Source organism: Lactonifactor longoviformis DSM 17459 (genome assembly GCF_900129135.1).
Taxonomy (GTDB): domain Bacteria; phylum Bacillota; class Clostridia; order Lachnospirales; family Lachnospiraceae; genus Lactonifactor; species Lactonifactor longoviformis.
This window is the reverse complement of the sequence record NZ_FQVI01000003.1, coordinates 247181-271354: the sequence shown is the minus strand read 5'-3', so window position 1 is coordinate 271354 and position 24174 is coordinate 247181. Positions and strand designations below refer to the sequence as shown.

Sequence of the window (24174 nt, the reverse complement as noted above, 5' to 3'; positions counted from 1 at the left end):
AACCACTGCGTCCGGTTTCAGACCTGCCATACGGCACTTGATGTCCAGGAACTTCTCAGCTCCAAGGTCTGCACCGAAGCCGGCTTCGGTTACTACGTAGTCCCCTAATTTCAGGGCCATCTTGGTTGCCATTACAGAGTTGCAGCCGTGCGCGATGTTGGCAAACGGTCCGCCGTGTACGATGGCTGGTGTATGCTCCAGAGTCTGTACCAGATTCGGCTTTAAGGCATCCTTCAGCAGTGCGCACATTGCGCCTTCTGCCTTTAAGTCTCCCGCGGTTACCGGTTTCTGGTCAAAGGTATATCCCACAACGATTCTTGCCAGACGTGCCTTCAGGTCATTGATCCCTGAGGACAGGCACAATACTGCCATAATCTCGGAGGCAACGGTAATGTCATAGCCGTCTTCACGGGGCATTCCGTTGGTCCTTCCGCCCAGGCCGTCTGTCACGAAACGAAGCTGACGGTCATTCATATCTACACAACGTCTCCAGGTAACTCTTCTCGGGTCAATTCCCAGTTCATTTCCCTGGAAAATATGGTTATCCAGCATAGCGGCCAGAAGGTTGTTGGCTGCACCGATGGCATGCATGTCGCCTGTAAAATGCAGGTTAATGTCTTCCATTGGCACTACCTGGGCATATCCGCCGCCTGCGGCTCCGCCCTTTACGCCGAATACAGGTCCTAAGGATGGCTCACGGAGCGCAACCATAACGTTTTTGCCAATCTTGCGCATACCGTCTGCCAGACCAACGGTAGTTGTTGTCTTGCCTTCACCGGCCGGTGTCGGAGAAATTGCTGTTACCAGAATTAACTTTCCATCTTTTTTGTCTGTGTCGCGAAGCATGTTATAGTCGATCTTAGCTTTGTAGTTTCCGTACTGTTCCAGATACTTCTGATCAATACCAGCTGTCTTGGCAACCTCTAAAATCGGCTGCATCGTCGTTTCCTGTGCAATTTCGATGTCTGATTTGAATCCCATAGTAAAATCCTCCTTTAAGTTGTGTAAATTAAAATTACTCTCATCGTTTCTGCCCTTTCCCCCAAAAAAGCAAGAAAGGGCAACATCTGCTCGCTGCAAATGCTGCCCAGACGGTCGGCTTACTATAAATCCTGATCTCACTGTGGTGCTCCACATTAAACCCGTCAGAAATCAGAACCCTCTTTGATGATATGTTAAAAATATCACATTCTTACAGTTTTGTCAATAGTTTACAGCAAAGTTTGTGAATTTTTTGCCAATATCTCCTATCAGTAATGTTCCGGCGCATTCGTTGAGGTAATAATAAGTGTTATTATACACGTTCTTATCCTTACTTACAACACTTTCCTTTTATTCTATCAGCATAATTTCATCTAACTTTTTAACCCTTCCGGGCTCTCTTGTAAGTGTCATGTCGTAGTTATCTGCATTTACCAGAATTACAGGAGTAGTCAGATCATACCCCTCTCTTTCAATAAATTCTTTCTGAAATTCAATCAATAGATCCCCCCTCCTTACCTTTTCACCCTTCTTCACCCTGCAGCTGAAATATCTGCCCCCAAGATTAATGGTGTTAATTCCCACATGCACCAGGATTTCCGCACCGTTTCTTCCCGAAAGTATCACTGCATGTCCGGTATCAAAAGTCACTTCTATGGTTCCGTCCACAGGTGCTGCGATCTTCCCTTTGGAAGGGCGTATGGCCACGCCGGGTCCCAGAACGCCTCTGCCGAAGGTGGCATCGCTTACCTCCGCCAGGGGTATCAGTTCTCCCTGTACAGGCGAAGTGACATGGAGGTTTTCTTCCCTCCCTCCCAGAATCCACGTTAGAGCAAAGGAAACTGTCAGAGCAATAAAAAGACTGATAAGGTAATCCCAGGGTTTTTCAAGATACAGAGGGAAGGCAAAGATGCCTGTAATCCCCGTTCCCGAGGCCCCCAGCCCACGCAGAGCCGCATACCAGCCGCCGAAGGCACCGCCCAGCGCCGCTGCCAGAAAAGGAGTACCATAGCGGAGGTTTACGCCGAAAATTGCCGGTTCCGTAATCCCCATAAAGGCGCTTAAGGCCGAAGGAATTGCGATCCCTTTTACCCTCCGGTTCTTCATTCTTATAGCCATGGCGAGGGCGGCCCCTCCCTGGGCTATATTCGCTGCAGAAGCTATCGGATTCAGATAATTAAACCCATAGGTAGCCAGCTGTCCCAATTCCAGTACCGTATACATATGGTGAACTCCGGTAATCACAGTTGCGGAAAAGATTCCTCCCATAAAAAAGCCGCCGATTCCCCAGGGCGCTGTCAGGATACCTTTTACCACCAGAAGCAGGATATCTTCGATTTTAAGAAAAACAGGGCCTACAACAGCAAATGTCAGATAACCCGAGATAAACAGGCTCGCCAGAGGCGTTATAAATAAATCAAGCATTGGAGGTACTGTCTTATGCAGCTTTTTCTCCAGTGCACTCATAATCCAGACCGCTATAATCACAGGAAGTACATGTCCCTGATATCCTGTCATGGGAACCTCGTACAGACCGCAGAATACACTCTGGTATGTCACGCCCCCGTCAGACACTTTGGACCAGGCATTCTGCAAGTCCGGATTCAGCATCATCATACCCACCACAGCGCCCAGATAGGGATTGCCTCCGAATACTCTGGCAGCACTGAAGGCGATTAGAATAGGCAGAAATGCATATACGGAATTGACGATCAGACCTGCAAATGAATAAAAGGAATTGTCCAGTCCGATATTCAGAATCCCATGCTGGGACAGGGTTCCCATAAGGTCCACAATTCCCTTTAAAAATCCGGCAGCCACAAGGGCGGGGATGATGGGAATAAAAATATCTCCCATTTTTTTCACTCCCTTTTTCAGCCAGTATCCAGGAGATTTTCTTCTGCCGGATGCCCTTTGCATCTCATCCCTTTCTGTCAGATACAGATGGTTAAAGATCCGGATAACTGTCCCCGGCCCCAGAATTATCTGCAGATCTGCCCCGTCATGGACAACACCGCTGACCTCTCTCAGATTTTTTAAGCCTCGCAGATCCACTTTTTCCGGATCCTTTACCGTTACTCTGAGACGGGTAGAACAGTGCTCCACCTTTTCCAGGTTATCTCTCCCTCCCAGTTTCCGGCATATCTGCCTTGCCGCCTTTTTATAATCCATCTCCGGTCCACCCTATTTTCCACTATTTGCCAGTTCTCACCTCTATTTTCTCACATAGTCATTCTTACGTAAAGTAGGTTTCCGTGTTACTTGTCATTCTCTTCTATCCGCAGCATTCGGTAGCCGATTCCGATATGGGTCTGGATGTACTCGGGCTCCGAGGTGTTCTTTTCAATTTTTTTTCTCAGAGTTGCCATAAATACCCTGAGAGACGGTACATCACTCTGCATCACATTCCCCCAGACCTCATTCAGGATAAAATTGTGTGTAAGTACTTTTCCTACATTCCTGGACAGAAGGCAAAGCAGCTTGTATTCGATCGGCGTGAGATGTATTTCCTTACCGTCTACACTTACGCACCCCGAGGCGTAGTCAATGGTAAGTCCGCCATTTCTGAAAACAGCACTGTTCTCAGATGCATTGCTGTTTTGATACTGTACCCTTCTCAGGCTGACTCTCACTCTCGCCAGCAATTCCTCCACACTGAATGGCTTCGTAAGAAAATCATCGGCTCCCTCGTCCAGCGCTGTAACCTTATCCCTGTCCTCGCTTCTGGCACTCACTACTATAATTGGTACCTGGGACCAGGAACGGACCTTGCGGATGATCTCCACCCCGTCCATATCGGGAAGGCCCAGATCCAGAATGATTACGTCGGGTCTCTGAGATACCGCCTCAACCAGGGCCTGAGCTCCGTTTTTCGCCACATGATAGCGGTATTCCTGGGTATCCAGCGTTGTGGAAATCAGGTTTCGGACTGCTTTGTCGTCCTCAACAACTAATATTAATGGTTTATTCATGTATAATTACCTCCTCTGCAGGCAGCGTGAAATAGAAAATGGTCCCGTGAGGGCTATTTTCCTTCACACCAATATTCCCTCCGTGTGCAGTTATAATGGACTTGCACAGCGCAAGCCCCAGACCCAGGCCCCTTCGGCTGTCTCCCCTCTCATTATTTGCCGTATAAAACATATCAAATAATTTCTCCTGTTCCTCCCTGCCGATGCCCGGTCCGTCGTCCTCTATTTCTATATATAAATACTTTCCTTTCTTTTTCCCGATGATACGGATACAGGAACCTTTCTGCGTATACTTGATCGCATTATCTATGATATTAATAAAAACCTGCACAATTAATCTGGAATCCATCTTTCCCATAAGGAACTCATCTTCCAGTTCTACCTGGATCGTATGGTCCGTACTTTTTCTGTTTATATGGTGCAGAGCCTCTGTGATTACCTCCTCCAGCAATTCCGCCTGCATCTGTATATTCATGGTTCCATTGTCGATCCGTGTTACAGACAGCAGGTTTTCTACCAGATTTATCAGCCACATGGAATCGTCAAATATGTCCGTGTAAATCTTGTTTTTCTGGGTCTCTTCCATATGTGACCCGTTCTGCATCAGCACACTGGCATTTCCTGAGATACTGGTCAGAGGTGTCCTTAGATCGTGAGAGATCGCTCTTAACAGGTTAGCTCTCAGCTGCTCCTGCTGGGCTTTCAGCGCAATCTCATTCTTTTTTTCATTCAGCACCTGCTTTTCCAGAGCCAGCGCACACTCGCTGAGCATTGCTATTAAAAGACTTTTTTCAAAAGATTCCAGCATGTCACTGTTTAAAACAACACCCGCAACCGCCAGCGCCTGTTCTTTATTACGCACGGCCAGATAAAGGCATTTTGCCCCCGGAAGTGTGCTGGTGGTCGCCCCGGCATGTTTGTTGTTTTTATAAACCCACTCTGCCACTGCCTGCTCCTCTTCATTGATATACACGGAGGTATCCTCTCCCTCCTGTGTGCCGAATATGCTTGGGATCAGCTTGTTTTTCTTATCCGGTGTATAGAAAACCACAGGCCGATCCAGCAATTTTGTCATCTGGCCCGCAGCTTCCCTGATAATTCCGTCAATGGTGCGCTCTTTCTGAAGCTTCTGGCTGGTCTCAAGCAGAATCTCTGTGCGATATGCCTTGGCCGCTGACTGGAAGGCCTGCTGTTTCACCTTCATCGTAAGGGTTGACGTGATAAATGCCACCAAAAACATGATTACAAAAGTAACCGGATACCCAGCCTCATAGGCATTAAAAGAGAATCTGGGAACGGTAAAAAAGAAGTTAAATGCAAGCACGCTGATAATCGAGCTGATAAGGCTGTAGCTTTTGCTCTTCGTACACAGCGCGGTTACCAGTACTCCCAGGATGTACACCATTATGATATTGGATTCTGTAAAGCCGAGGCTCCTGAGCCAAAGGCCCAAGGCGGTGCATACCACCAGGATCCCAAGAGCCTTTAGCGAATCAAGCAGTGAGAAACCACGGGCCGGCTGTCCTCCTTTTATACTCTGATAGGGCTTTTTCTTTTCCTCTGCTGACTCCGGAATAATATAGATGTCAAGATTCGGGGCAAGCTGCGTCAGCTTATCCGCAAAGCTTTGAGATGAGAACAGCAAATGCCGCCTCTGCTGGCTCCTCCCCAGAACAATCTTAGAAACCCCTGCCAGCTTAGCATACCCCGCAATCTGCTGGGCGATATCGTCCCCGAATACGTTAACTATTTTAGCTCCCATCTGCTCGGCCAGGCGCAGATTGTCTGCCAGCCTCTGCTGATCAAATTTACTTAGTGTCTTCGTCTGAGAGGTTTCCACGTAAACTGCGGTGAACATGCCGTGGAAGGCGCTGGCCATACGGGCTGCCGTACGTATTACCTTTGCATTGGAGGGAGAAGATGACAGACAGATAAGTATGTGTTCATCCGTATAATAATTACTGTTTTTCATCCAGGGCTTATTTTTTTCCGATATTTTGTTCACCCTGTCAGCGGTACGGCGCAGGGCGATCTCCCGGAGCGCCACCAGATTATCCTGCTGAAAAAAGTTCCCCAGGGCCTTCTTCGCCTGCTTGTATTTGTATATTTTCCCTTCGTTCAGCCTTTTGATCAGATCCTCCGGCTCCACGTCTACCAGTTCCACCTGATCTGCGTCATCAAAGACATCGTCAGGGATTCGCTCCCTGACCACCACCCCGGTAATGGATGCCACGATATCGTTCAGACTCTCCAGGTGCTGTACATTTACTGTCGTATAAACATCTATTCCGGCCCGGAGAAGCTCCTGGATATCCTGATATCTCTTTCTGTGGCGGCAGTTTTCTGCGTTGGTATGAGCCAGCTCATCCACAAGAATCAGCCTGGGTTTTCGTTTGATAGCACCGTCCAAATCAAATTCTCTCAGTGTAATTCCTTTGTACGGAATCTCCAGAGGGGGGAGCTGGCAAAGTCCCTCAAGCAGTGCCAGCGTATCCGGCCTTGTGTGTGGTTCAATATACCCCACAACCACGTCCAGGCCAGCCTTCTTCGCCGCGTGAGCAGCCTCCAGCATCGCATATGTTTTTCCCACTCCTGCCGCATAGCCAAAAAATATTTTTAGTTTTCCTTTCTCTTTTATTACCTTCTCTTCTTCGATCTGCTTTAGAATGGCATCGGGATTCGGCCGTTGTTCCATCTTTTCACTCCCCCATACAGGATTCATCGTCAAATTCTTACTCCTTATGTTTTCTTAATATCTATTAGGTATTATACCTGATCTCCCAGAATTCAGAGAATAAATTTTTTCTGCAGCGCATTAAGATTGCATTAAGATCAGAAAAACGTATGAAAAGGCTGTCACACTTTTCCATACGTTTTTCTGCTAATTCGTACGAGGAACGGCAGGAAACAGAAGTTTAAGGAACAATTTTTCCGCCGCTGCGGAAGACCGGTAATCCATCCATATTCGACGGCCCTGCCGATCCAGGATCCTAAAGTCATCTTTCTCATAGAGAACAGATATTCCTGCCTGGGACACTGCCATCTGCAGAGCCAGGTTCCATTCAAATATATTAATCTCCCAGTCTCTTCCGATGGCATCGTTCAGATATTCAAATTCTACAGGGCTTACCCCTTCCTCCAGATACACAGTCCAGAGTTCTTTTTTTTGTTCTAAGGTGAGTATATTGAGGAAAAATTCTCCCTGTTCCTCCCTCAGCTGGAGATAAGCAAAATATGTGTCAGGATCTTTTTCTGTCCAGTCTTCCCCCATATCCTTCCACTTTTTGCGGTTAACAGCCGCATAATCTTGCCGATAGTCCATATGGGAAAACAATTCCCAGAGCGCCTCATATTGTTCTGTGCTTTTTGCTTCTATTTCAATGCACAGACTTCTGATACTTTCAAAATCTGAGCCTGAACTGTTCCGTTTCCGGTATCTGATATTTTTTTCATCTGTAAACTCAGCGGCAAGTTCTCCCAGCTCCAATTTATCTGCCATACCATAGACTTTCACATGGATATCTTTTTCTATGGAGGCCAGCAGTACCCCGTATTCTTCAAAAAAAGTGTCACAATCAAAACAGAAATACGGATATTCCAGCCATATCACCCTGTCCTTGTCATTTTTATAGGTTTCAGGATGATTACAGTATTCCATACTCAAGGAGTCTGCCAGTTCTGTGAGCAGGCTTACAGGCTCCCCAAAGTCCGGGGCAAACTCCAGCTTTCTTTTTGCTTCATATGCAATTCTTCTGTTAATCACTGTATTCCACTCCTTTCATCCGGCACTGCAGCTACAAAATACCGTCCAGCGCCAGATTTACTTTTAATACATTAACTCTGGGTTCTCCAAAGATTCCCAGGAAACGTCCCTCTGTGTATTTGTCCACTATATCTCTGATCTCTTCTTCTGATTTTCCTGTGGCTTCTGCGATTCTGGGAATCTGGTATTCTGCAGCAGCAGGGGAGATTTCAGGATCTAATCCGCTTCCTGATGCTGTCACCAGATCCACCGGCACTTTACCTGCCTGATCCGGATTGCTTTCTTTTAGTTTTTTCACACGCTCCTGAACCAGCGCTTCCATTTCTTCCCCGGCAGGGCTTAGATTGCTGGGGCCGCTGTACATAGCAGGGCTGCCGTTCTCATCTGTAAAGGTTTCCGTATTAATATTCATAACACGTCCCCACATATGGCCATCATCAGTGAACTCCTGAGCAAGAAGCTCACATCCGTACTTCTTTCCGTCCACTTCTATAATACTGCCGTTGGCTTTGTCGTGAAACAAAAGCTGAGAGATTCCTGTCATCGCAAAGGTGTAGATGAAACCGCATATAATAATAAATGCGATCAGGATCCCCAGAGACTTTAAAAATACTTCTTTTCCATAACTTTTCATTTTCCCACACCTCTCTTATACAAGTCCGATTCCCGTGATAATCATATCAATCAATTTAATAGCAAGGAAGGGAGCGGCAATGCCGCCAAGACCATAGACCAGCAGATTTCTGGACAACAATTTTCCGGCCGGAACTTCCCTGTACTTTACCCCCTTTAAGGCAAGGGGAATTAACGCAACAATAATCAGGGCATTGTAGATGATTGCTGAAAATATGGCGCTGGATGCACTCTCCAGATGCATAATGTTCAGAGCGGCCAGTCCCGGATATAACCCCATAAAAAGTGCAGGTATAATAGCAAAATACTTTGCCAGGTCATTGGCTATACTGAAGGTGGTAAGGCTTCCTCTTGTCATCAGCAGCTGTTTTCCTATCCGGACTATATCGATAAGCTTTGTGGGAGAGGAATCCAGATCTACCATATTCCCCGCCTCTTTTGCCGCCTGTGTTCCTGAGTTCATGGCTACTGCCACATCTGCCTGTGCCAGAGCCGGCGCATCGTTGGTTCCGTCCCCGGTCATTGCCACAAGGTGTCCCTGGCTCTGGAATTCCCTGATGAATGCCAGCTTGCTTTCCGGAGTTGCCTCTGCGAGAAAGTCATCCACTCCTGCTTCTGCCGCAATGGCAGCCGCTGTCATAGGGTTATCTCCGGTAATCATAATGGTTTTAATCCCCATTTTTCTAAGGTCTGCAAATTTTTCTTTTACCCCCTGTTTGATGATATCTTTCAGGTAGATAACCCCCATAATCTTATGGTTTTTAGCTACTACAAGGGGAGTTCCTCCCTGGCGGGAGATTCTTTGCACGACTTCGTCGCATTCTTCACTGTATATACCGCCTTTGTCCGTAACATACTGCTTTACGGCATCCGCTGCCCCTTTTCGTATCTCATTTCCGTCATAATCCACCCCGCTCATACGGGTTGCGGCCGTAAACGGGACAAAGGTCATATTCATATCCTGCATATGCCTTCCCCGGATATTGAATTCTTCCTTTGCCAGGACAACGACGCTCCTCCCCTCGGGAGTTTCGTCTGCAAGGGATGCCAGCTGGGCGGCATCCGCAAGCTTTTCCTGTGTATTGCCGTCTACGGGAATAAATTCGCATGCCTGCCGGTTTCCCAGTGTAATCGTACCTGTCTTATCCAGCATTAATACATCCACATCACCCGCCGCTTCAATTGCACGGCCGCTCATAGCCAGTACATTTGCCTGGTTCAGACGGCTCATTCCCGCGATTCCGATGGCCGATAAAAGAGCGCCGATGGTTGTAGGTGCCAGGCATACCAGAAGTGCGACCAGTGAGGTCACTGATGTAGGATTCGCAATCCCTGCCTGCTTTGCAGAAAATACGGAATAGGTATACAGGGACATGGTTACCAGTACAAAAATAATAGAGAACGCAATCAGTAGAATCTGGAGCGCAATTTCATTAGGTGTTTTTTTTCGGGAAGCCCCCTCTACCATAGCAATCATTTTGTCCAGAAAACTTTCCCCCGGTTCGCTGGTAACACGGATCACCAGCCAGTCAGATATCACAGTGGTTCCTCCTGTCACTGCACTTCTGTCTCCGCCGCTCTCGCGGATAACCGGAGCAGACTCACCCGTAATGGCACTCTCGTCCACGGATGCCGCACCGTCGATCACCTCGCCGTCTGCGGGAATTTGTTCTCCGGCATATACAACTACAATATCACCTTTTTTTAAGTCGGCCGAGGACACCTTTACAATGACATCTCTCTCCTCTGCCGATGGTATTTTGTGTGCTTCAACGTCTTTTCTGGCTGAGCGCAGGGCGTCTGCCTGGGCTTTCCCGCGTCCTTCTGCAATAGCTTCTGCAAAGTTTGCGAATAATACAGTAAACCACAGGATAACAGCAATTCCCAGAGTGAAGCCTGCAGGTGCGTCCTGAATCCCCCCCAGGGAGAGGAAGAACAGGATGGTAGTCATGATTGCAGATATATAAACCAGCATCATAACAGGGTTCTTAGCCTGGGTCTTTGGCGCCAGCTTTACAAAGGAATCCTTTAGCGCACGGATAACCATATCTTTGTCTGCAAGTCCTTGTTGTTTCTTAGACATTATTCTCATCTCCTCCTATCCTATCATCTGAAAGAATTCTGCTATGGGTCCCAATGCCAGTGCCGGCAAAAAGCTCAAAGCGCCGATTAGCAGAACTATAAATATTAATAAGAATACGAACATGCCGTTGCAGGTGGACAAGGTACCGGCACTTGTGGCAACTGTCTTCTTTTTGGCCAGACTGCCCGCGATTGCAATTGTTGCAAGCATTGGAAGAAATCTCACAAAAAGCATTACCAGCCCGATGGTCACATTCAGGAACGGAGTATTGGCATTAAATCCGGCAAATGCAGATCCATTGTTGCCGCCTGCGGAGGAATATGCATAGAGCATTTCCGCAAACCCATGGGCTCCGGGGTTGTTCAGACTGTCTGCCACTCCCGGCCAGACTGCCGCAATACCGCTGCCTACAAGGATTCCTACCGGGGTCGCCAGGCACACAAGCACTGCCATTTTCATTTCAAAAGGTTCAATCTTTTTTCCAAGGTATTCCGGAGTTCTCCCCACCATCAGGCCGGCGATGAATACCGTCATAATGGCAAATGCAAGCATCCCGTACAGCCCGCAGCCCACTCCGCCGAAAATCACTTCCCCCAGCTGCATCTGCAGCATAGTTATCATTCCGCCGATAGGTGTATAACTGTCATGCATGGAATTCACCGAACCATTCGACGCCGCTGTGGTGAAGGCAGCCCAGGTTGCGGATGTGGCAATGCCGAATCTTGTCTCTTTGCCCTCCATGTTGCCCCCCGCCTGATCCACAGTTGTCAGATTTACCTGGCCGCCCGCGGACAGCTGAGGAGTTGCCTGCTGTTCGTTATATCCGATAATCCCCAGTGCAGCTACCAGCATAATCGCCATAGCCACAAAGATTGCATATCCCTGTCTCTTATCCTTTACCGCCTTTCCAAAAGTGAAGCACAGGGAAACCGGAATCAGCAAAATTGACAGCATTTCAAACAAGTTAGACAGGGGGGTGGGATTCTCCAGCGGAAACGCAGAGTTTACCCCGAAAAAGCCCCCGCCATTGGTTCCCAGCTGCTTTATTGCAATCTGGCTGGCTGCCGGTCCCATTGGAACTGTCTGCTCTGTTACCTCTGTCCCATCCTCTGTCTCAAAGGATTCCACCAAAGATACCGTTTCATATGGTTTCAGATTCTGCACGACCCCCTGGGAAACCAGTACCAATGTTACCACTACACTCAGAGGCAGCAATATGTAAACTACGGTTCTTGTCAGGTCTACCCAAAAGCTTCCAAGAGTGTCTGCTTTCTTTCTCACAAACCCTCTGATTAATACAAATAAAACGGCAATACCTGTAGCCGCCGAGACAAAATTCCATACCGTCAGGCAGGTCGCCTGGGTAAAATAACTCAGTGCAGACTCTCCGCTGTATGCCTGCCAGTTCGTATTTGTGACAAAGCTGGCCGCTGTGTTAAACGCAAGATGCCAGGACAATCCGGGAAGCTTCTCCGGATTTAATGGCAATATCTGCTGAAGCATCTCAATTGCAAAAAAAATTACAAGACCAATGCCGCTGAATAAAACAGTAGACAGCGCGTATTTCTTCCAGGTCATTTCTTCCTTTTCATCCACACGCAAGACCTTATAAATCAGTCTCTCACATGGCCTGCAGATACAGGACAGGAACACCTTATCCCCTTTCATAACCTTAGCGATATAGCCGCCCAGAGGAATTGCCAGGGCAACCAGAATCACAAGGTATAATACATACTGCAAAATAGACTCCATACTACCTGTCACCTCCTAACAAAACCGCCGTCAGATAAACCAACACGCCAAGTCCGATAACGCCTATGATTCCTATTACAATATTCATAATAAAATCACTCCTCCTTTATATTTACTTGAAACACTTTACCATCTTTTTTATAAAAATAGTGTTAGGGAAAAACAGAAGAGTATTAAGATTATGAAAAGAGGAAAAAGGGAAAAAAGGGGACGTGTTCTTTCTACAAAGAACACGTCCCAAAATAGGATCGGCCTGTCCCAGATTAAGATCGGCCTGTCCCCAACTCTTATCTTATTAACGCACGTACATCTTTATGATGCCCTACTATTATCAGGGTCTCTGCCCTGCTGAAGATATGGTCGGCCGGCGGCAGCGGTCTCAGATCTTCCCCCTGTTTTGTGGCCAGTATACTGATATGATATTTTGTTCTGACTCTCTTTTCCAGTATGCTTTTCCCTACCCATCCCTCTGGCACTGCTATCTCGTAAATGGAGTAGTCGTGTGTAAGTTCTACATAATCAAAGATATTGTTTGTTCCGTATTTCATGGCAAGGCGCTCTGCCATTTCTTTCTCAGGATAAACAATCCGATCTGCTCCGTTTCGCAGCAGGAATTTTGCGTGTACATCCCTGTTCGCCCTTGCCAGGACAAAACTTGCTCCATAGTCTTTCAGCAATGAGGTAGTCTCCAGCGAGCTTTGAAAGTTATCACCGATTGCAACCACACAGATATCAAAGTTCCGTACGCCCAGGGAGGCGATAAATGCCTCACTTGTGGCGTCTCCTATCTGTGCGTTGGTAACTGTCTCCAAAACTTCGTTGACTCTCTCCTCCCTGTTATCAATGGCCAGTACCTCATTCCCCAGTGCCATCATATTCTCGGCCATATATTTGCCAAATCTTCCTAATCCTATAATTAATACTGATTTCATAATACCTCCTGTTATAGCTTAGATCCCACGCTATCCAACTGTAACCTTTTCCAGGGGCAGCTTCGATGGTCTGAAAGCAATTCTGTTTCCAAATGAGATTAATATTGTGATGCCCCCTACCCGCCCGATAAACATTAACAACACAAGAATCAGATGGGAGACGGTTGATAATTCCGGGGTAATGCCTAGGGACAATCCAACTGTGCCAATGGCTGATGTAACCTCAAATAAAGTCTCCTCGATGGATGACTGGTCAATTGCTGCTATGGCGACAGTCGCCCCCATAATCAGCATAACATACAGCATCATGATGCAGGTGGCATGGCGGAGTATCTCTCCGTCTATTCTCCTTTTGAAGCATTCGATGTCTTTTCTTTTAAATAATTCTGTCCAAATACTCAGCAATAAGACCATCGCTGTAGTCGTCTTAATTCCCCCCGCTGTGGAACCCGGGGAGCCCCCGATAAACATAAGAGCAATCATTGTCAGCTGGCTGGTTTGGTTTAATTTATCTAAAGGAATTGTATTAAAACCCGCCGTCCGGGGAGTTACCGACTGGAAAAATGCAGCCATTACTTTCTCCCCCACACTCTTTCCTTCCATTGACTGCCCGTGAAATTCAAAGAGAAGCAGCAGCAAAGTCCCCGATACAATCAGAAATACGGTCATAGAAATTACCATTTTGGTATGCAGCTTATAATTTTTGAAATGTCTCCCGTGCTGCCTGATATCTGACCACACAAAAAAGCCAAGCCCTCCTACTATAATAAGTGCCGTAATGGTCAGGCAGACCACCGGACTGTTCCCTGCGGTAACCAGCGATGAGCTTTCTTCAAATTGTCCCATAAGATCGATCCCCGCATTGCAGAACGCTGATATGGAATGAAACACAGAAAAATAGATTCCTTTCCCAAATCCCAGCCGCGGCACGAACCAGAAAGCCAAAAATATAGCACCAATTCCTTCGAACAGCATTGCTCCGCATAGGATAAACTTTGTCATCCGGACAATACCGCCCACCTGTGGTGCCACAACTGCTTCCTGCATTATCAGACGCTGGGAGAGCCCTATTTTCTTTTTTGTAAATGTCAGTGCCGTGATGGCAATTGTCATAAAACCAATGCCGCCTATCTGTATCAGCAGCAAAATCACTGCCTGGCCAAAGCCGGACCAATATGTAAAGGTATCGTGCAAAACCAGTCCGGTCACGCAGGTGGCAGAAGTTGCCGTAAAAAGAGAATCTATAAATCCGGCCCCTCCGCTCCCTTTGCTGGAAATGGGAATCATCAGCAAAAAGGTGCCGGTTACTATAACTACTAAATACCCCAGAACTATTAATTTTGTAGTAGTAAATTTCTTACTCAGCAATTGAATCATAAAGATTCCACCTTACTATTAAAAATACGATTTTATCGTGATTCTTAATGCCTTCTTTATATCTTGTGTAGTTAATTCTAATAACTTTTCGATTAAAATAGGATAAAGCTTTTTACTTCCGCATTAAGAACGCATTAAGATGTTTTGCTCTTTACGTATTCTTAATATGTCCGCATCTTCCGTAATGCCCCTTTAATCCTATACCTGCTATGCTATAAATAAAGGAGGGGATTGTCATGCGTGATGTGTTGTTAGTACTTATAACGTTACTAGGTATGGGAATCGGTTTTCTCCCAATGCTTAAAATCGGTGATTTTCTTGAAAAAGGAGGCTTTCGGCCCGAAATATACCGCAGTAATAAAATTTCTTCCAAAAAAAGAAAACACAGCGTCAAAAATGCCTGACGCTGTGTTTTCTTTTCTCACTTCTTCTTTTGTTCCGGCCAGAGCCATTGCACAAAATCCTCCAGGGCCTCTTTACACCCCCGCATCATATTGTCAAATACACCCATCTTATAGAAATTAATGATAATAGCACCAATGGGCACCGCCAAAATCATTCCCAAAACACCCGCCAATTTATAACCGGCATACATGAATACCAGCGTAGCCAGAGGATCTATCCCTATAGAGTCCCCTACCAGCTTGGGTTCCAGAATACGCCGCAGCAGTTGGGTGAACAGATACAAGATTGTCAGCTCCACTGCCATTTTCATATCTCCCGAAAGAATCCTGAACAATGCCCATGGGATCAAAGCCGTACCCGTGCCGAAAAAGGGAAGCATATCTAAGAATGCCACTAAGAACGCAATAAAAATGGCAAACTTTACTCTCATAAACATAAATCCCACCACCAGTACAATCCAGATAATGGCCATAATCTTAAACTGCGCCTTAAAGTAACCGCCGATAACACCTCTGAAATTGTCAGCCAGCACTTTCCATTTCCGCTGTATAAACATGGGCGTATTATCTCTTCCAAATTCCAGGATCTTATCTCTGTCCGCTATGAAAAAGTAAGCCGAGAGAATCGTAAAAATAATGCCGATGAGCACATTTGGCAGGTGCTTGGCAATATCTCCCGCATAGGCAACTGTCCACTGACTGAAGCCTGAAGCAAACTCTCCGATCTTTGCCCCTATATTTTCCTGCATGTCCAGAATCGAGTCCTGAACCCCCTGGGGCAGTTCCAGAATAAACCGATCGAGGTTCTTCTCTACCTCTTTATAGTCCTGGCTGAAGCTCTGATAGATATCAGGTGCCTGCTCCACCAGTTTTGCGGTCTCCTCCACAACCTTGCTGCCCGCCAGATAGACGGCCCCCACAATCAACCCCAGAACAACAATGATGATCAGCATGGAGGTATACTTGCGTACAATCTTCATCCTGCTCTCAGCAAACCTTACCAGAGGGTTGGCGATCAATGCGATAATCCATCCAATTACAAACGGCATAAAAAACCTGAGGAATTTTATGCCGATGATAATGCCTAGTACAATGCCCACAACGGTGAACAAAAAGGCCAATATACTTTTAATATATTTCTTCACGGTTACATTCATTTTCAATACCTGCTTTTTTAGTAATTGTATGCTTGTATTATACACCTATGCCAGGTTCTGTAAAATGATTCATCCGTTAATTTTTTATTAATTATTTGTGTATGCTAATTTCTCCGCAATGCCTCAATAGGACTTAGCTTTGCCGCCTTTCTCGCCGGATAGATTCCAAAGAAAATTCCAACCGCACAGGAGAACAGCGTAGCCAGCAGGATCGTAGTAACTCTGATCCCCGGGGTAATTGCAGAATTCATGGAACCGCTCATAACAGAGCAGATTCCAAAGGCCCCCAGGATACCCAGAATAATTCCTATAACGCCTCCCAAAGCTGTAATAATTACTGATTCCGCTAAAAACTGCATCATAATTGACGAGGTTTTAGCGCCTAAGGACTTACGGATACCAATTTCACGTGTTCTCTCAGTCACGGATACCAGCATAATATTCATAACACCGATTCCTCCAACTAAGAGAGAAATTGCTGCAACAAATGATATAAATGCTGTTATCATACCCATCATAGAATTCATCTGAGCGGCTACATCGTTAAAGTCCTGCACCAGGAAAAATCCTTCCCCTGAGCTCTGATGCCTGGACTCCAGAATTCGAATGACATTATCTGAAATAGTTTTGGAATCCACTACCTTATCTCCGATGACATATAGATTAGAAAACCCGTCATATTCGATGTCATAATCTACCATAGCCGTATAGGGCATATCAATATTAACCGGCGCACCTTCATATGTGTAAGAAACAAAGTTACCATTTGTCAGATTATCCCGGACTCCTATAATGTTTACGCTCTGGGTAATGCCGTTTATGGTGACATCCATATCCATTCCTACAATATCGTCAGTACCAAACAGGCGGATAGCATCCCCTTTGCTTATGACTCCTACTCTTCGTCCTTCCTGTATATCTGCCTCAGAAAGATATCTGCCCCTGATGATCTGTAGCTTAGATGTAAGCTGCATATCCTCTGTTCCCACACTTACCGATATATCAAACTCTCCTTTGGAAGTGTATACCTGTCCGCTCTCCCCCCAGCCCGGAGTTACTCCCTCCACGCCTTTGACTTTGCTGCGGATCGCTTCCATATCTTCTTCCGTAATTGACTGCATATTGCTGACAGCTTTATCGCTGGTATAAATATATATCTGTCCTGCGGCCAGATCATTCAGCTCACTGTTCATCTGATCCGTAGTACCTGCGCCGACTGCCATAATCATGATGACCGACGAAATACCAATAATAATACCCAGCATAGTCAGAAATGAACGCCCTTTGTTGGCTTTGATATTCTCCACTGCCATCTTTATATATTCTAAAAGCTGTGCCATAGATGACTCCTTTCGTTCTGACTACGCGCTATTCTGCCGCAACAGTATCCTGCTGTGCTTCACCATCTGTCTGGCCGCTGGCTTCCTTAGCCTCTACAGGCAGTCCCTCGGTAAGGGTATCCGGTGAATCTGTGATTACCACATCCCCTTTCTTCAGTCCTGACTTCACTTCAATGTAGGAATCAGACGCGATTCCTGTCTCAATAGTTCTCTTTGCAACCTTACCGTCCTCTACTACATAGCAGAAAGAACCAGTCTTACCCGTATTTACTAATTCTACAGGAAGGAGTACTGCATTCTTGGCTTCGTTGCCCACTATGGTAACCTTGGCGTCTACTCCCAGATAAATATCCTGATCCGGATTATCAATATGAACCTGCGCACCTAACACAGGAGTACCCTTCTCGTTAGGAATAGCTACCTTATTAATCTTGGTCAGAGTTCCGTCGTAAGTCTTACCTGCAATGGTAACTTTTGCCTTCTGCCCTACTTTAATTTTATCAATATCGTACTTGGACACGGTTACAGAAACACTTACATCCTCCGTACTCTCCAAAGTAAACATTTCCATTCCCTGGGTTACCGCAGCTCCGTCAACAATTTTGGAATCTGAGATAACGCCTGTAAATTCTGCCTGAATCCCCTTTTTGCCCTCTGCAATTAATTCATCCAGCGTCTTTGCTTCTAATTCTGTGAGGTTGTTATTAACCTGAAGCTGTTTCTTGGCATCTTCTGAAAGAACGCCCGCGTCTCCGCTTTCTGCCACAGACTTGTTAGTAGCCAGATCGGATTGAAGCTCTGCCAGTTCTGACTGGGCATTTTGAAGCTGGAGCTGAAGCTGGCTGGTGTCGGCTGTGCCTGCCTCTCCTGTTCCTCCCGAAGCTCCCTGATATACAGGCGGGTTATTAAGCAGATTATCCCTTGAAGCCTTTGCCGCATCCAATTTGTTCTGGGCATCTGTAAGCACTTTTTCCTGTTCCTTAACTGCCTGCTCATTGGTGCTGGTTTTAGAGGAATCCCATTTGCTATATGCCATATCATAATTTGTCTTTTCCTGATTATATTTTGTCTGGGCATCCGTAACTGCATTCTGAGCATCCGCTAACGCTTTATCATAAGCCTCTTTGTCTTTCTTATACTGTGCAGCCGCCTGGTTTGCCGAGTCTTCGGCTGCATTCTGAGCGTCTGCAGCAGCCTGAGCCTGAGCGCTGCTAATCTGTGCGGTAAGATCTTCCACTTCCTGCTTCTTAGCATCTACCTGGCCTTCCAAAGTCGCAACCTTTGCCTTGGCATCCGCCACATCATTTGCTGCTTTATTAGACTTCTTTATACTGTCATTATACCCATACTGCCCTGCCTTTGCAGTCAATTCTGCCTTCTGGTTATCTCTCTCAAGATTCTCCAGGTCAAAATCAATCAGCTGTGTGCCGGCAGCGACACTATCGCCTACCTGGAAGTTCAAATTCTGTACCTCGGCATTCACCGGTGAGAAAAACACCTTTTTATTCTGGCTTTCCACTGTTCCGCTGGTATCCACCTTTTCCTGTACATCGCCGGTGGTAACCGTCTCAACATTGACGGACGGCAGTGTATTGCCCTTCATCATGTTACTCACTAAAACCAGTACTACAAGAACCACAACTACTGCGGCAATAACTATGTACAATACCAGGTTTTTCTTCTTTCCTTTCACTCCTGCTTTCATCTTACTCCTCCTGCTACTCACTAAAATTCTCGTTGATAAAGTCTGATTCTATTTTACCATCCATAATCCGGACTACACGCTTTGCCTGAGCAGCAATTCCGTCATCATGGGTAATTAAAATTACCGTTCTGCCGCCGTCGTGAAGCTCCCTTAGAATCTTCAGAATCTCCCTGCTGGATGCAGAATCCAGGTTACCGGTAGGCTCGTCTGCCAAAATCACTGGAGGCTTCGCAGCAATGGCTCTGGCAATTGCAACCCTCTGCTGCTGTCCGCCGGACATCTCTGATGGTTTATGCTTCATCCGGTGCTCCAGTCCTACCATCTCCAGTGCCTGAATGGAAAGCTCCCTTCTGGTCTTTTTATCGATCCCTCTATAGATGAGAGGCAGTTCCACATTTTCCAGTGCTGTCAGATTCGTTATCAGGTTAAATCCCTGAAAGATAAATCCAATTTCTTTATTGCGGACTGCAGACTGTTCATTATCTGTCATAGTCGACACATCTGTCCCGTTCAGATAATATTTACCGGTGGTCGGCACATCCAGACATCCCAGCATATTCATTAAAGTCGATTTTCCGGATCCGGATTGTCCGATAATAGCTACAAACTCTCCCTCTTCTATTACCAGATGAATATGATCCAGAGCACGAACTTCATTTTCCCCGGGATTATATATCTTGCACAAATTCTCTACTCTGATTAACGCTTCCATCGCTTTCCTCTCTCTTCTTCCCGATATATCCCATTTTCTGTATTATTGTATTACTTATATAATACAATAATACCTCCATATCAATTTGTCAAGTGGATATTTTGATCTCCAAATGAACCGTCTTCTATTCTATCTTTCATATCTTCAGATATCACGAATCATTTCTTAAGATTTCCTTAAGATATCGTTTCCCAGAAAAGCATTTGATTGCTGAAATCGGTATTTAATTTGCCATTATCTTTGAGCCAGGAGAGGTAAGAACGAATCGTGCTTCCTACCAACGCATACTGTTCAAAGTTCATGGAAAGGTCATATTGATGAAATATTTCCTGAAGGATCACCTCAAAGCATTTTGGTTTCCGGCATATATCCAACAGACGTTGGGCAGCTTCCAGCACCTTATCCCGATTATACCCTGCCAGCTCCTTCATGTCTCTGGAAACTTCTGCATGGGAAGGTACAAAGACAGCTGCCTCCATTTGCTCAACCTTGTCCAATGTCTCCAGATAAGCCTGTACATCGTAGATAAATGGGATTCCATATTTATCCAGGGTCTCTCTGCTGCTGATGCAGTCTGCCAAAAAAACCGTCTGATCCGGTGTCCGGAAGCCAGTCATATCAAAAAAATGTCCGGGCAGCGGTATCACTTCTATCTCTTGGGGAAATTCTTCATCTGTAAAGGGAGATGTGCGGCATTCCTGGGCCAGCAGGAACTTGTGCCGCAGTTCCCTGCATGGATAACCTCCATATAGAAAAGATGGCTCCAGAATCGGATGGCGTGTAAAATCTTCTTCAATCCCTTTGGCGTAAACTTTACAGCCCGTCTGCGACTGCAGGTAATGATTCCCCCCAATATGGTCTGCATTGGAATGTGTATTCAAAATGCCCTTCAGATGCCAATGGTTTTCCTCCAGGATTTTTTTTACTTTGCGCCCCGCATCCTTATCATTTCCGCTGTCTATAAGGTATACCCCGTTATCCCCGGCTGTATAGATACCAATTTTGGCAGGGCAGTTAATATAATAGCTCTTTTCTCCTGCTTTTCTCAATTCATACATGCTGCACATTCCTCTCATCTTTATTTCAGTCTTATTTGCCTTTTTTGCCTCGAAATATAAGTATTATACCACCCCTGTATCTTCAACCACAACAACTTTATTACTAACAGGATTTTCCGGATGATACTACACGGTATGTATCATTATATTTTTTGAATATGCATTCTCATCCGTCGCCGCCGTATGCCTGCAGGATATGTGTTATAGGATGCTCTTTAGGTATATAAAAAGAGACAATGAAAATCTGATAACTTTCATTGTCTCTGTATTTGCAGCTCACTGCCTATAATTCTTCCTGCAAAAATCCAAAAGGCTCCTCTTCCTCATGGAGAAAATGCATCAGCATATACGCGCAGATAATTGCTACTTTTTCTTCCCTTAAAATTCTTTTTACTTCTTCCCGGTCTGCGAGTACTATCTCCAGCTCTTCGGAATCTTCCAATCCGCACTTGGAGGGGGTACCGCATGCATATCCATAAACCGTTGCACAGGATTCATCTGTCATTCCAATAGTTGTGAAAAATGGCTTTTCATAGGCCTTATCCACCTTAAACGGCTCAAAGTCCAGTCCAGTCTCCTCTTTCATTTCCCGGATTCCGGCCTCCCGATAATTCTCACCGGGTTCCACCAGGCCCGCCGGAAATTCATAAATATAATCATCAATCGTATAACGGTACTGACGCACCAGCACTACCCTGTCTTTCTTCTCACCGTACAGGCTGTAAATTACCACACCGTCCGGATGGTTCTTGCCGGTCACCAGCTTCAGGCCCTCCGTACTCTCCGCCCTGGATGATACAAAATAGTGTACCGGCGTGCCTATCTTGCTGGTTGCGTCAATAGCATACATATTAAGATGCTTATTCTCTGTCAGCGGTGTCACTTTATGAATATGTCCCATAGTGGTTATTCTCCTTTTAATAAAACTCTGACTCTTTTATATAATAGCAGAGTTATCAGGGAAACCACAACCCCTTTTACCAGATTAAAGGGCGTTACTGCCAGAAGCACAAATGTAGCTACTCCGTTAATTCCCCCATTGATTGCTGAACCGGCCGCGATGATCGCTTCCATTCCTCCAAATGCCGCTGCATAGAGAGGCAGTAACACGAACGCATTGCACAAACCTCCGATCACCGTCATAATCGCAGTCCCGGCACCCATTCCAACCAAAGCGGCTTTTCTGGTCCTCTTATACTTGTAGAGCAATCCTGCCGGTACAATAAAGGCACACCCAATTACAAAGTTTGCCACATCCCCTACGCCGGCCGTTGTCGTTCCCATAAATACCATATGAAGAACTACCTTAATCAGCTCAATAATCACGCCTGCCAGAGGACCCATTGCAAAGCATCCAATCAGTACCGGAACTTCACTCAGATCAATCTTATAAAATGCCGGAGCAAAAGGAAGGGGAAATTCAAAAGACATCAGAATCACTGCGATAGCGGAAAGCATGCCAATCTGTACCATGGTTCTGATCTTTGATCTGTTCGCCGTGCGGGCATTCCTTACATTTTTGTTGCTTACAACTTGTTCACTCATTTTCGTTCTCTCCTTTTTTCATGTTATTTTAATCAGCATAAAAGGAAATTCTTACGAAAAAAGCCCCGGATACAGCATCCGGGGCAGATAAACGATGGATATCATATTACCTTCTTCTCACATCCAGACTATACTGTCGGTACTGGAATTACACCAGTTCAGCCATTTGCATGGGTCGCGGACTGTCACCGCCGGTAGGGAATTACACCCTGCCCCGAAGAATTTTCTTTTATTCTATAGGAAATTATAGCGCATTTACCCATAGTTTTCAAGGTATTTGTGAATATTATATAAAAATGGATCAGCTGAATTCATGTCCGGGAATCCCGTTGCACATATAAGAAATGCCTTCCGTCGGGTCAAATCCCGAAACTTCAATGGTAGTCACATCAGGGAAAGTAAAGTTTAGTGTATACTGCTTTCCAAAATATGCAGCTGTTGTCCCGTCTCCAGTAAATACTGCCGTATGCTTGTTAAAGATTACACTGTATGAATTCGATGACGGATCCCACTGTTCTATCCTGAAGTCAAAGGAAGTATCCGTAACATTCGATACGGAGATCATGCATGGATTCTCCGGACAATTTGGATTGTCACCGAACCAGCGGTAATCGTTATACTCTCCGGCATACAGTTCAATATTTCTGGCTGTGCCTGTATCCTGTTCCTGGGCATCTTCCTTGGGTCTTTCGCTTTTTACATACTTCCCGGCTCCATGTTCCGTGTCATGGTTATTTCCCGCCATGCTGCTCATAATCATGGCATCTCTTCCCTCCGTCAGAGTAAACGAGTCTCCCTCCCAGGTAATGGTCACGCCGCTGAATTCCAAGGTGTTTCCGTCAATAATTTTTCCCTCCTGATCTTTGCAGGCAAATTGCGTAGGGCTGTATGCATACTCATATCCATCATACAGAACCGTTCCAGAGGTATTGTCAATGCTCTTCAGATCCATTGCCCAGTATCCGTTGCTGTAATATCCGGCCCGACTCTCCGGAAATTCCTGGGATTCTTCGGAAGACACTGTCTCTCCCTGGGAAAAGAGCTCCTGGCAGAAATTTTGCATTTCTTCCGGACTCTGCTTTTCCTTCCCGGCATAATACTCTGCCGCATTCACATTCTCATATTCATCTTTATAAATCGTCAGACTGTATTCCTTTTCCTGATGGATAAAAGAACATTTAAGAAATTTTTTTCCGTCTTCCTCTTTATACTTCCATTCAACTACTTCGTATTCTCCGGTAAATGCCTCCCCAATGGTTCTGCCGGGATAGGCAGTCAGAGATAATTTTTTCAATGCCTCCACTTCTTTACTGTTATCTTCCCATTCGCTTTTCTCAGCTTTGACTGTTGTTTCATCGGGTACTTTCTGGGTATCTGCCTTTTGTCCGCACCCGCTGATAGAAACTGCTAATAAGCACAGTACCGTCAGCATTGCCGCTTTCTTTTTCATCACTCTTTCTCCTTCGCATACATTTTTCTATTCTTTATTTCCGCATAGCAGACATAAAATACCTAATTTTAATTTAGTCTTTACACTTTCTTAAATCTTCCATCACAAAATCAACACATTTCATCCCTTGTACTATTAACAATACTCCTGCTTCTATATATTATAACTTTTTTCCTATTATATCACAACTATTTCTCCTTTCGTTATTGTTGTTAACTTGTGATAATATCGCGTTAGGATTCACTTATGAAAATGTCACTTTTGTGGAACCTATAATAGTATGAAAGAATCCTCTCTTCTGGCGCATCCT

Annotated in this window: 19 protein-coding genes and 2 riboswitches; of the genes, 1 reads left to right on the top strand and 18 read right to left on the bottom strand. The window is 45.7% G+C overall.

The genetic code is table 11. From position 1 onward, the window contains the following. The 10 genes from BUA56_RS05700 to BUA56_RS05655 form a co-directional block, all read right to left on the bottom strand. Window positions 1–981, bottom strand: a 981-nt coding sequence (locus BUA56_RS05700) for a formate--tetrahydrofolate ligase (protein WP_139249466.1), incomplete at its 3' end; no start/stop codon positions are given. Window positions 982–1078: 97 nt separating this feature from the next. Continuing rightward, window positions 1079–1163: riboswitch (ZMP/ZTP riboswitch) on the bottom strand. Between the two features lie 169 nt (window positions 1164–1332). Continuing rightward, a complete protein-coding gene (locus tag BUA56_RS05695) occupies window positions 1333–3153 on the bottom strand; it encodes a glucose PTS transporter subunit IIA (protein WP_072849760.1) in 1821 nt (606 codons plus the stop codon). An 86-nt stretch (window positions 3154–3239) separates the two neighbouring features. Continuing rightward, window positions 3240–3953, bottom strand: a complete 714-nt coding sequence (locus BUA56_RS05690) for a response regulator (RefSeq protein WP_072849758.1) — start codon at window positions 3951–3953, stop codon at window positions 3240–3242. After that, window positions 3946–6675: a sensor histidine kinase gene (locus BUA56_RS05685; RefSeq protein WP_242946725.1), complete on the bottom strand. Its 2730-nt coding sequence runs from the start codon at window positions 6673–6675 to the stop codon at window positions 3946–3948. Before BUA56_RS05685 ends, BUA56_RS05690 begins: the two co-directional genes overlap by 8 nt. A gap of 159 nt (window positions 6676–6834) precedes the next feature. Next, complete coding sequence (locus tag BUA56_RS05680) at window positions 6835–7716, bottom strand: hypothetical protein (protein WP_072849757.1); 882 nt, start codon at window positions 7714–7716, stop codon at window positions 6835–6837. Between the two features lie 31 nt (window positions 7717–7747). After that, on the bottom strand, window positions 7748–8350 hold the full coding sequence (gene kdpC / locus BUA56_RS05675) for a potassium-transporting ATPase subunit KdpC (protein ID WP_072849755.1): 603 nt from the start codon (window positions 8348–8350) through the stop codon (window positions 7748–7750). A 15-nt stretch (window positions 8351–8365) separates the two neighbouring features. After that, window positions 8366–10432 carry a potassium-transporting ATPase subunit KdpB gene (kdpB, locus tag BUA56_RS05670; protein WP_072849753.1) on the bottom strand — a complete coding sequence of 689 codons (2067 nt, stop codon included), beginning with the start codon at window positions 10430–10432 and terminating at the stop codon, window positions 8366–8368. A 15-nt stretch (window positions 10433–10447) separates the two neighbouring features. Further along, window positions 10448–12184 (bottom strand): potassium-transporting ATPase subunit KdpA, encoded by a 1737-nt coding sequence (gene kdpA, locus BUA56_RS05665; protein WP_072849750.1) that lies wholly within the window; start codon window positions 12182–12184, stop codon window positions 10448–10450. A gap of 287 nt (window positions 12185–12471) precedes the next feature. Further along, window positions 12472–13116, bottom strand: a complete 645-nt coding sequence (locus BUA56_RS05660; protein WP_072849748.1) for a potassium channel family protein — start codon at window positions 13114–13116, stop codon at window positions 12472–12474. 30 nt (window positions 13117–13146) lie between these two features. Next, window positions 13147–14493 carry a TrkH family potassium uptake protein gene (locus tag BUA56_RS05655; protein ID WP_072849746.1) on the bottom strand — a complete coding sequence of 449 codons (1347 nt, stop codon included), beginning with the start codon at window positions 14491–14493 and terminating at the stop codon, window positions 13147–13149. Window positions 14494–14729: 236 nt separating this feature from the next. On the opposite strand from BUA56_RS05655, the gene BUA56_RS22925 reads away from it, so the two are divergent. Beyond that, the gene (locus BUA56_RS22925) at window positions 14730–14897 is read left to right on the top strand and encodes a hypothetical protein (protein ID WP_158640980.1); all 168 of its coding nucleotides are present in this window, start codon (window positions 14730–14732) and stop codon (window positions 14895–14897) included. 17 nt (window positions 14898–14914) lie between these two features. Here the strand turns inward: BUA56_RS22925 and ytvI are convergent, their stop codons facing one another. The 8 genes from ytvI to BUA56_RS05610 form a co-directional block, all read right to left on the bottom strand. After that, window positions 14915–16054, bottom strand: a complete 1140-nt coding sequence (gene ytvI / locus BUA56_RS05645) for a sporulation integral membrane protein YtvI (RefSeq protein ID WP_072849742.1) — start codon at window positions 16052–16054, stop codon at window positions 14915–14917. A gap of 104 nt (window positions 16055–16158) precedes the next feature. After that, window positions 16159–17394: an ABC transporter permease gene (locus BUA56_RS05640; protein ID WP_072849740.1), complete on the bottom strand. Its 1236-nt coding sequence runs from the start codon at window positions 17392–17394 to the stop codon at window positions 16159–16161. A 28-nt stretch (window positions 17395–17422) separates the two neighbouring features. Then, complete coding sequence (locus BUA56_RS05635) at window positions 17423–19099, bottom strand: efflux RND transporter periplasmic adaptor subunit (protein WP_072849738.1); 1677 nt, start codon at window positions 19097–19099, stop codon at window positions 17423–17425. 13 nt (window positions 19100–19112) lie between these two features. Beyond that, window positions 19113–19811 (bottom strand): ABC transporter ATP-binding protein, encoded by a 699-nt coding sequence (locus BUA56_RS05630; RefSeq protein ID WP_072849735.1) that lies wholly within the window; start codon window positions 19809–19811, stop codon window positions 19113–19115. Between the two features lie 176 nt (window positions 19812–19987). Then, entirely contained in the window at window positions 19988–20869 is an 882-nt protein-coding gene (locus BUA56_RS05625; RefSeq protein ID WP_072849733.1) for an MBL fold metallo-hydrolase, read from the bottom strand. 283 nt (window positions 20870–21152) lie between these two features. Next, window positions 21153–21770, bottom strand: coding sequence for an NUDIX hydrolase (locus tag BUA56_RS05620; RefSeq protein ID WP_072849731.1), 618 nt, complete (start codon window positions 21768–21770; stop codon window positions 21153–21155). A gap of 5 nt (window positions 21771–21775) precedes the next feature. Beyond that, window positions 21776–22414, bottom strand: coding sequence for an ECF transporter S component (locus BUA56_RS05615; protein WP_072849728.1), 639 nt, complete (start codon window positions 22412–22414; stop codon window positions 21776–21778). A 107-nt stretch (window positions 22415–22521) separates the two neighbouring features. Beyond that, window positions 22522–22640: riboswitch (FMN riboswitch) on the bottom strand. 75 nt (window positions 22641–22715) lie between these two features. Beyond that, window positions 22716–23864 (bottom strand): hypothetical protein, encoded by a 1149-nt coding sequence (locus BUA56_RS05610; RefSeq protein WP_072849726.1) that lies wholly within the window; start codon window positions 23862–23864, stop codon window positions 22716–22718. Between the last annotated feature and the right edge of the window lie 310 nt (window positions 23865–24174).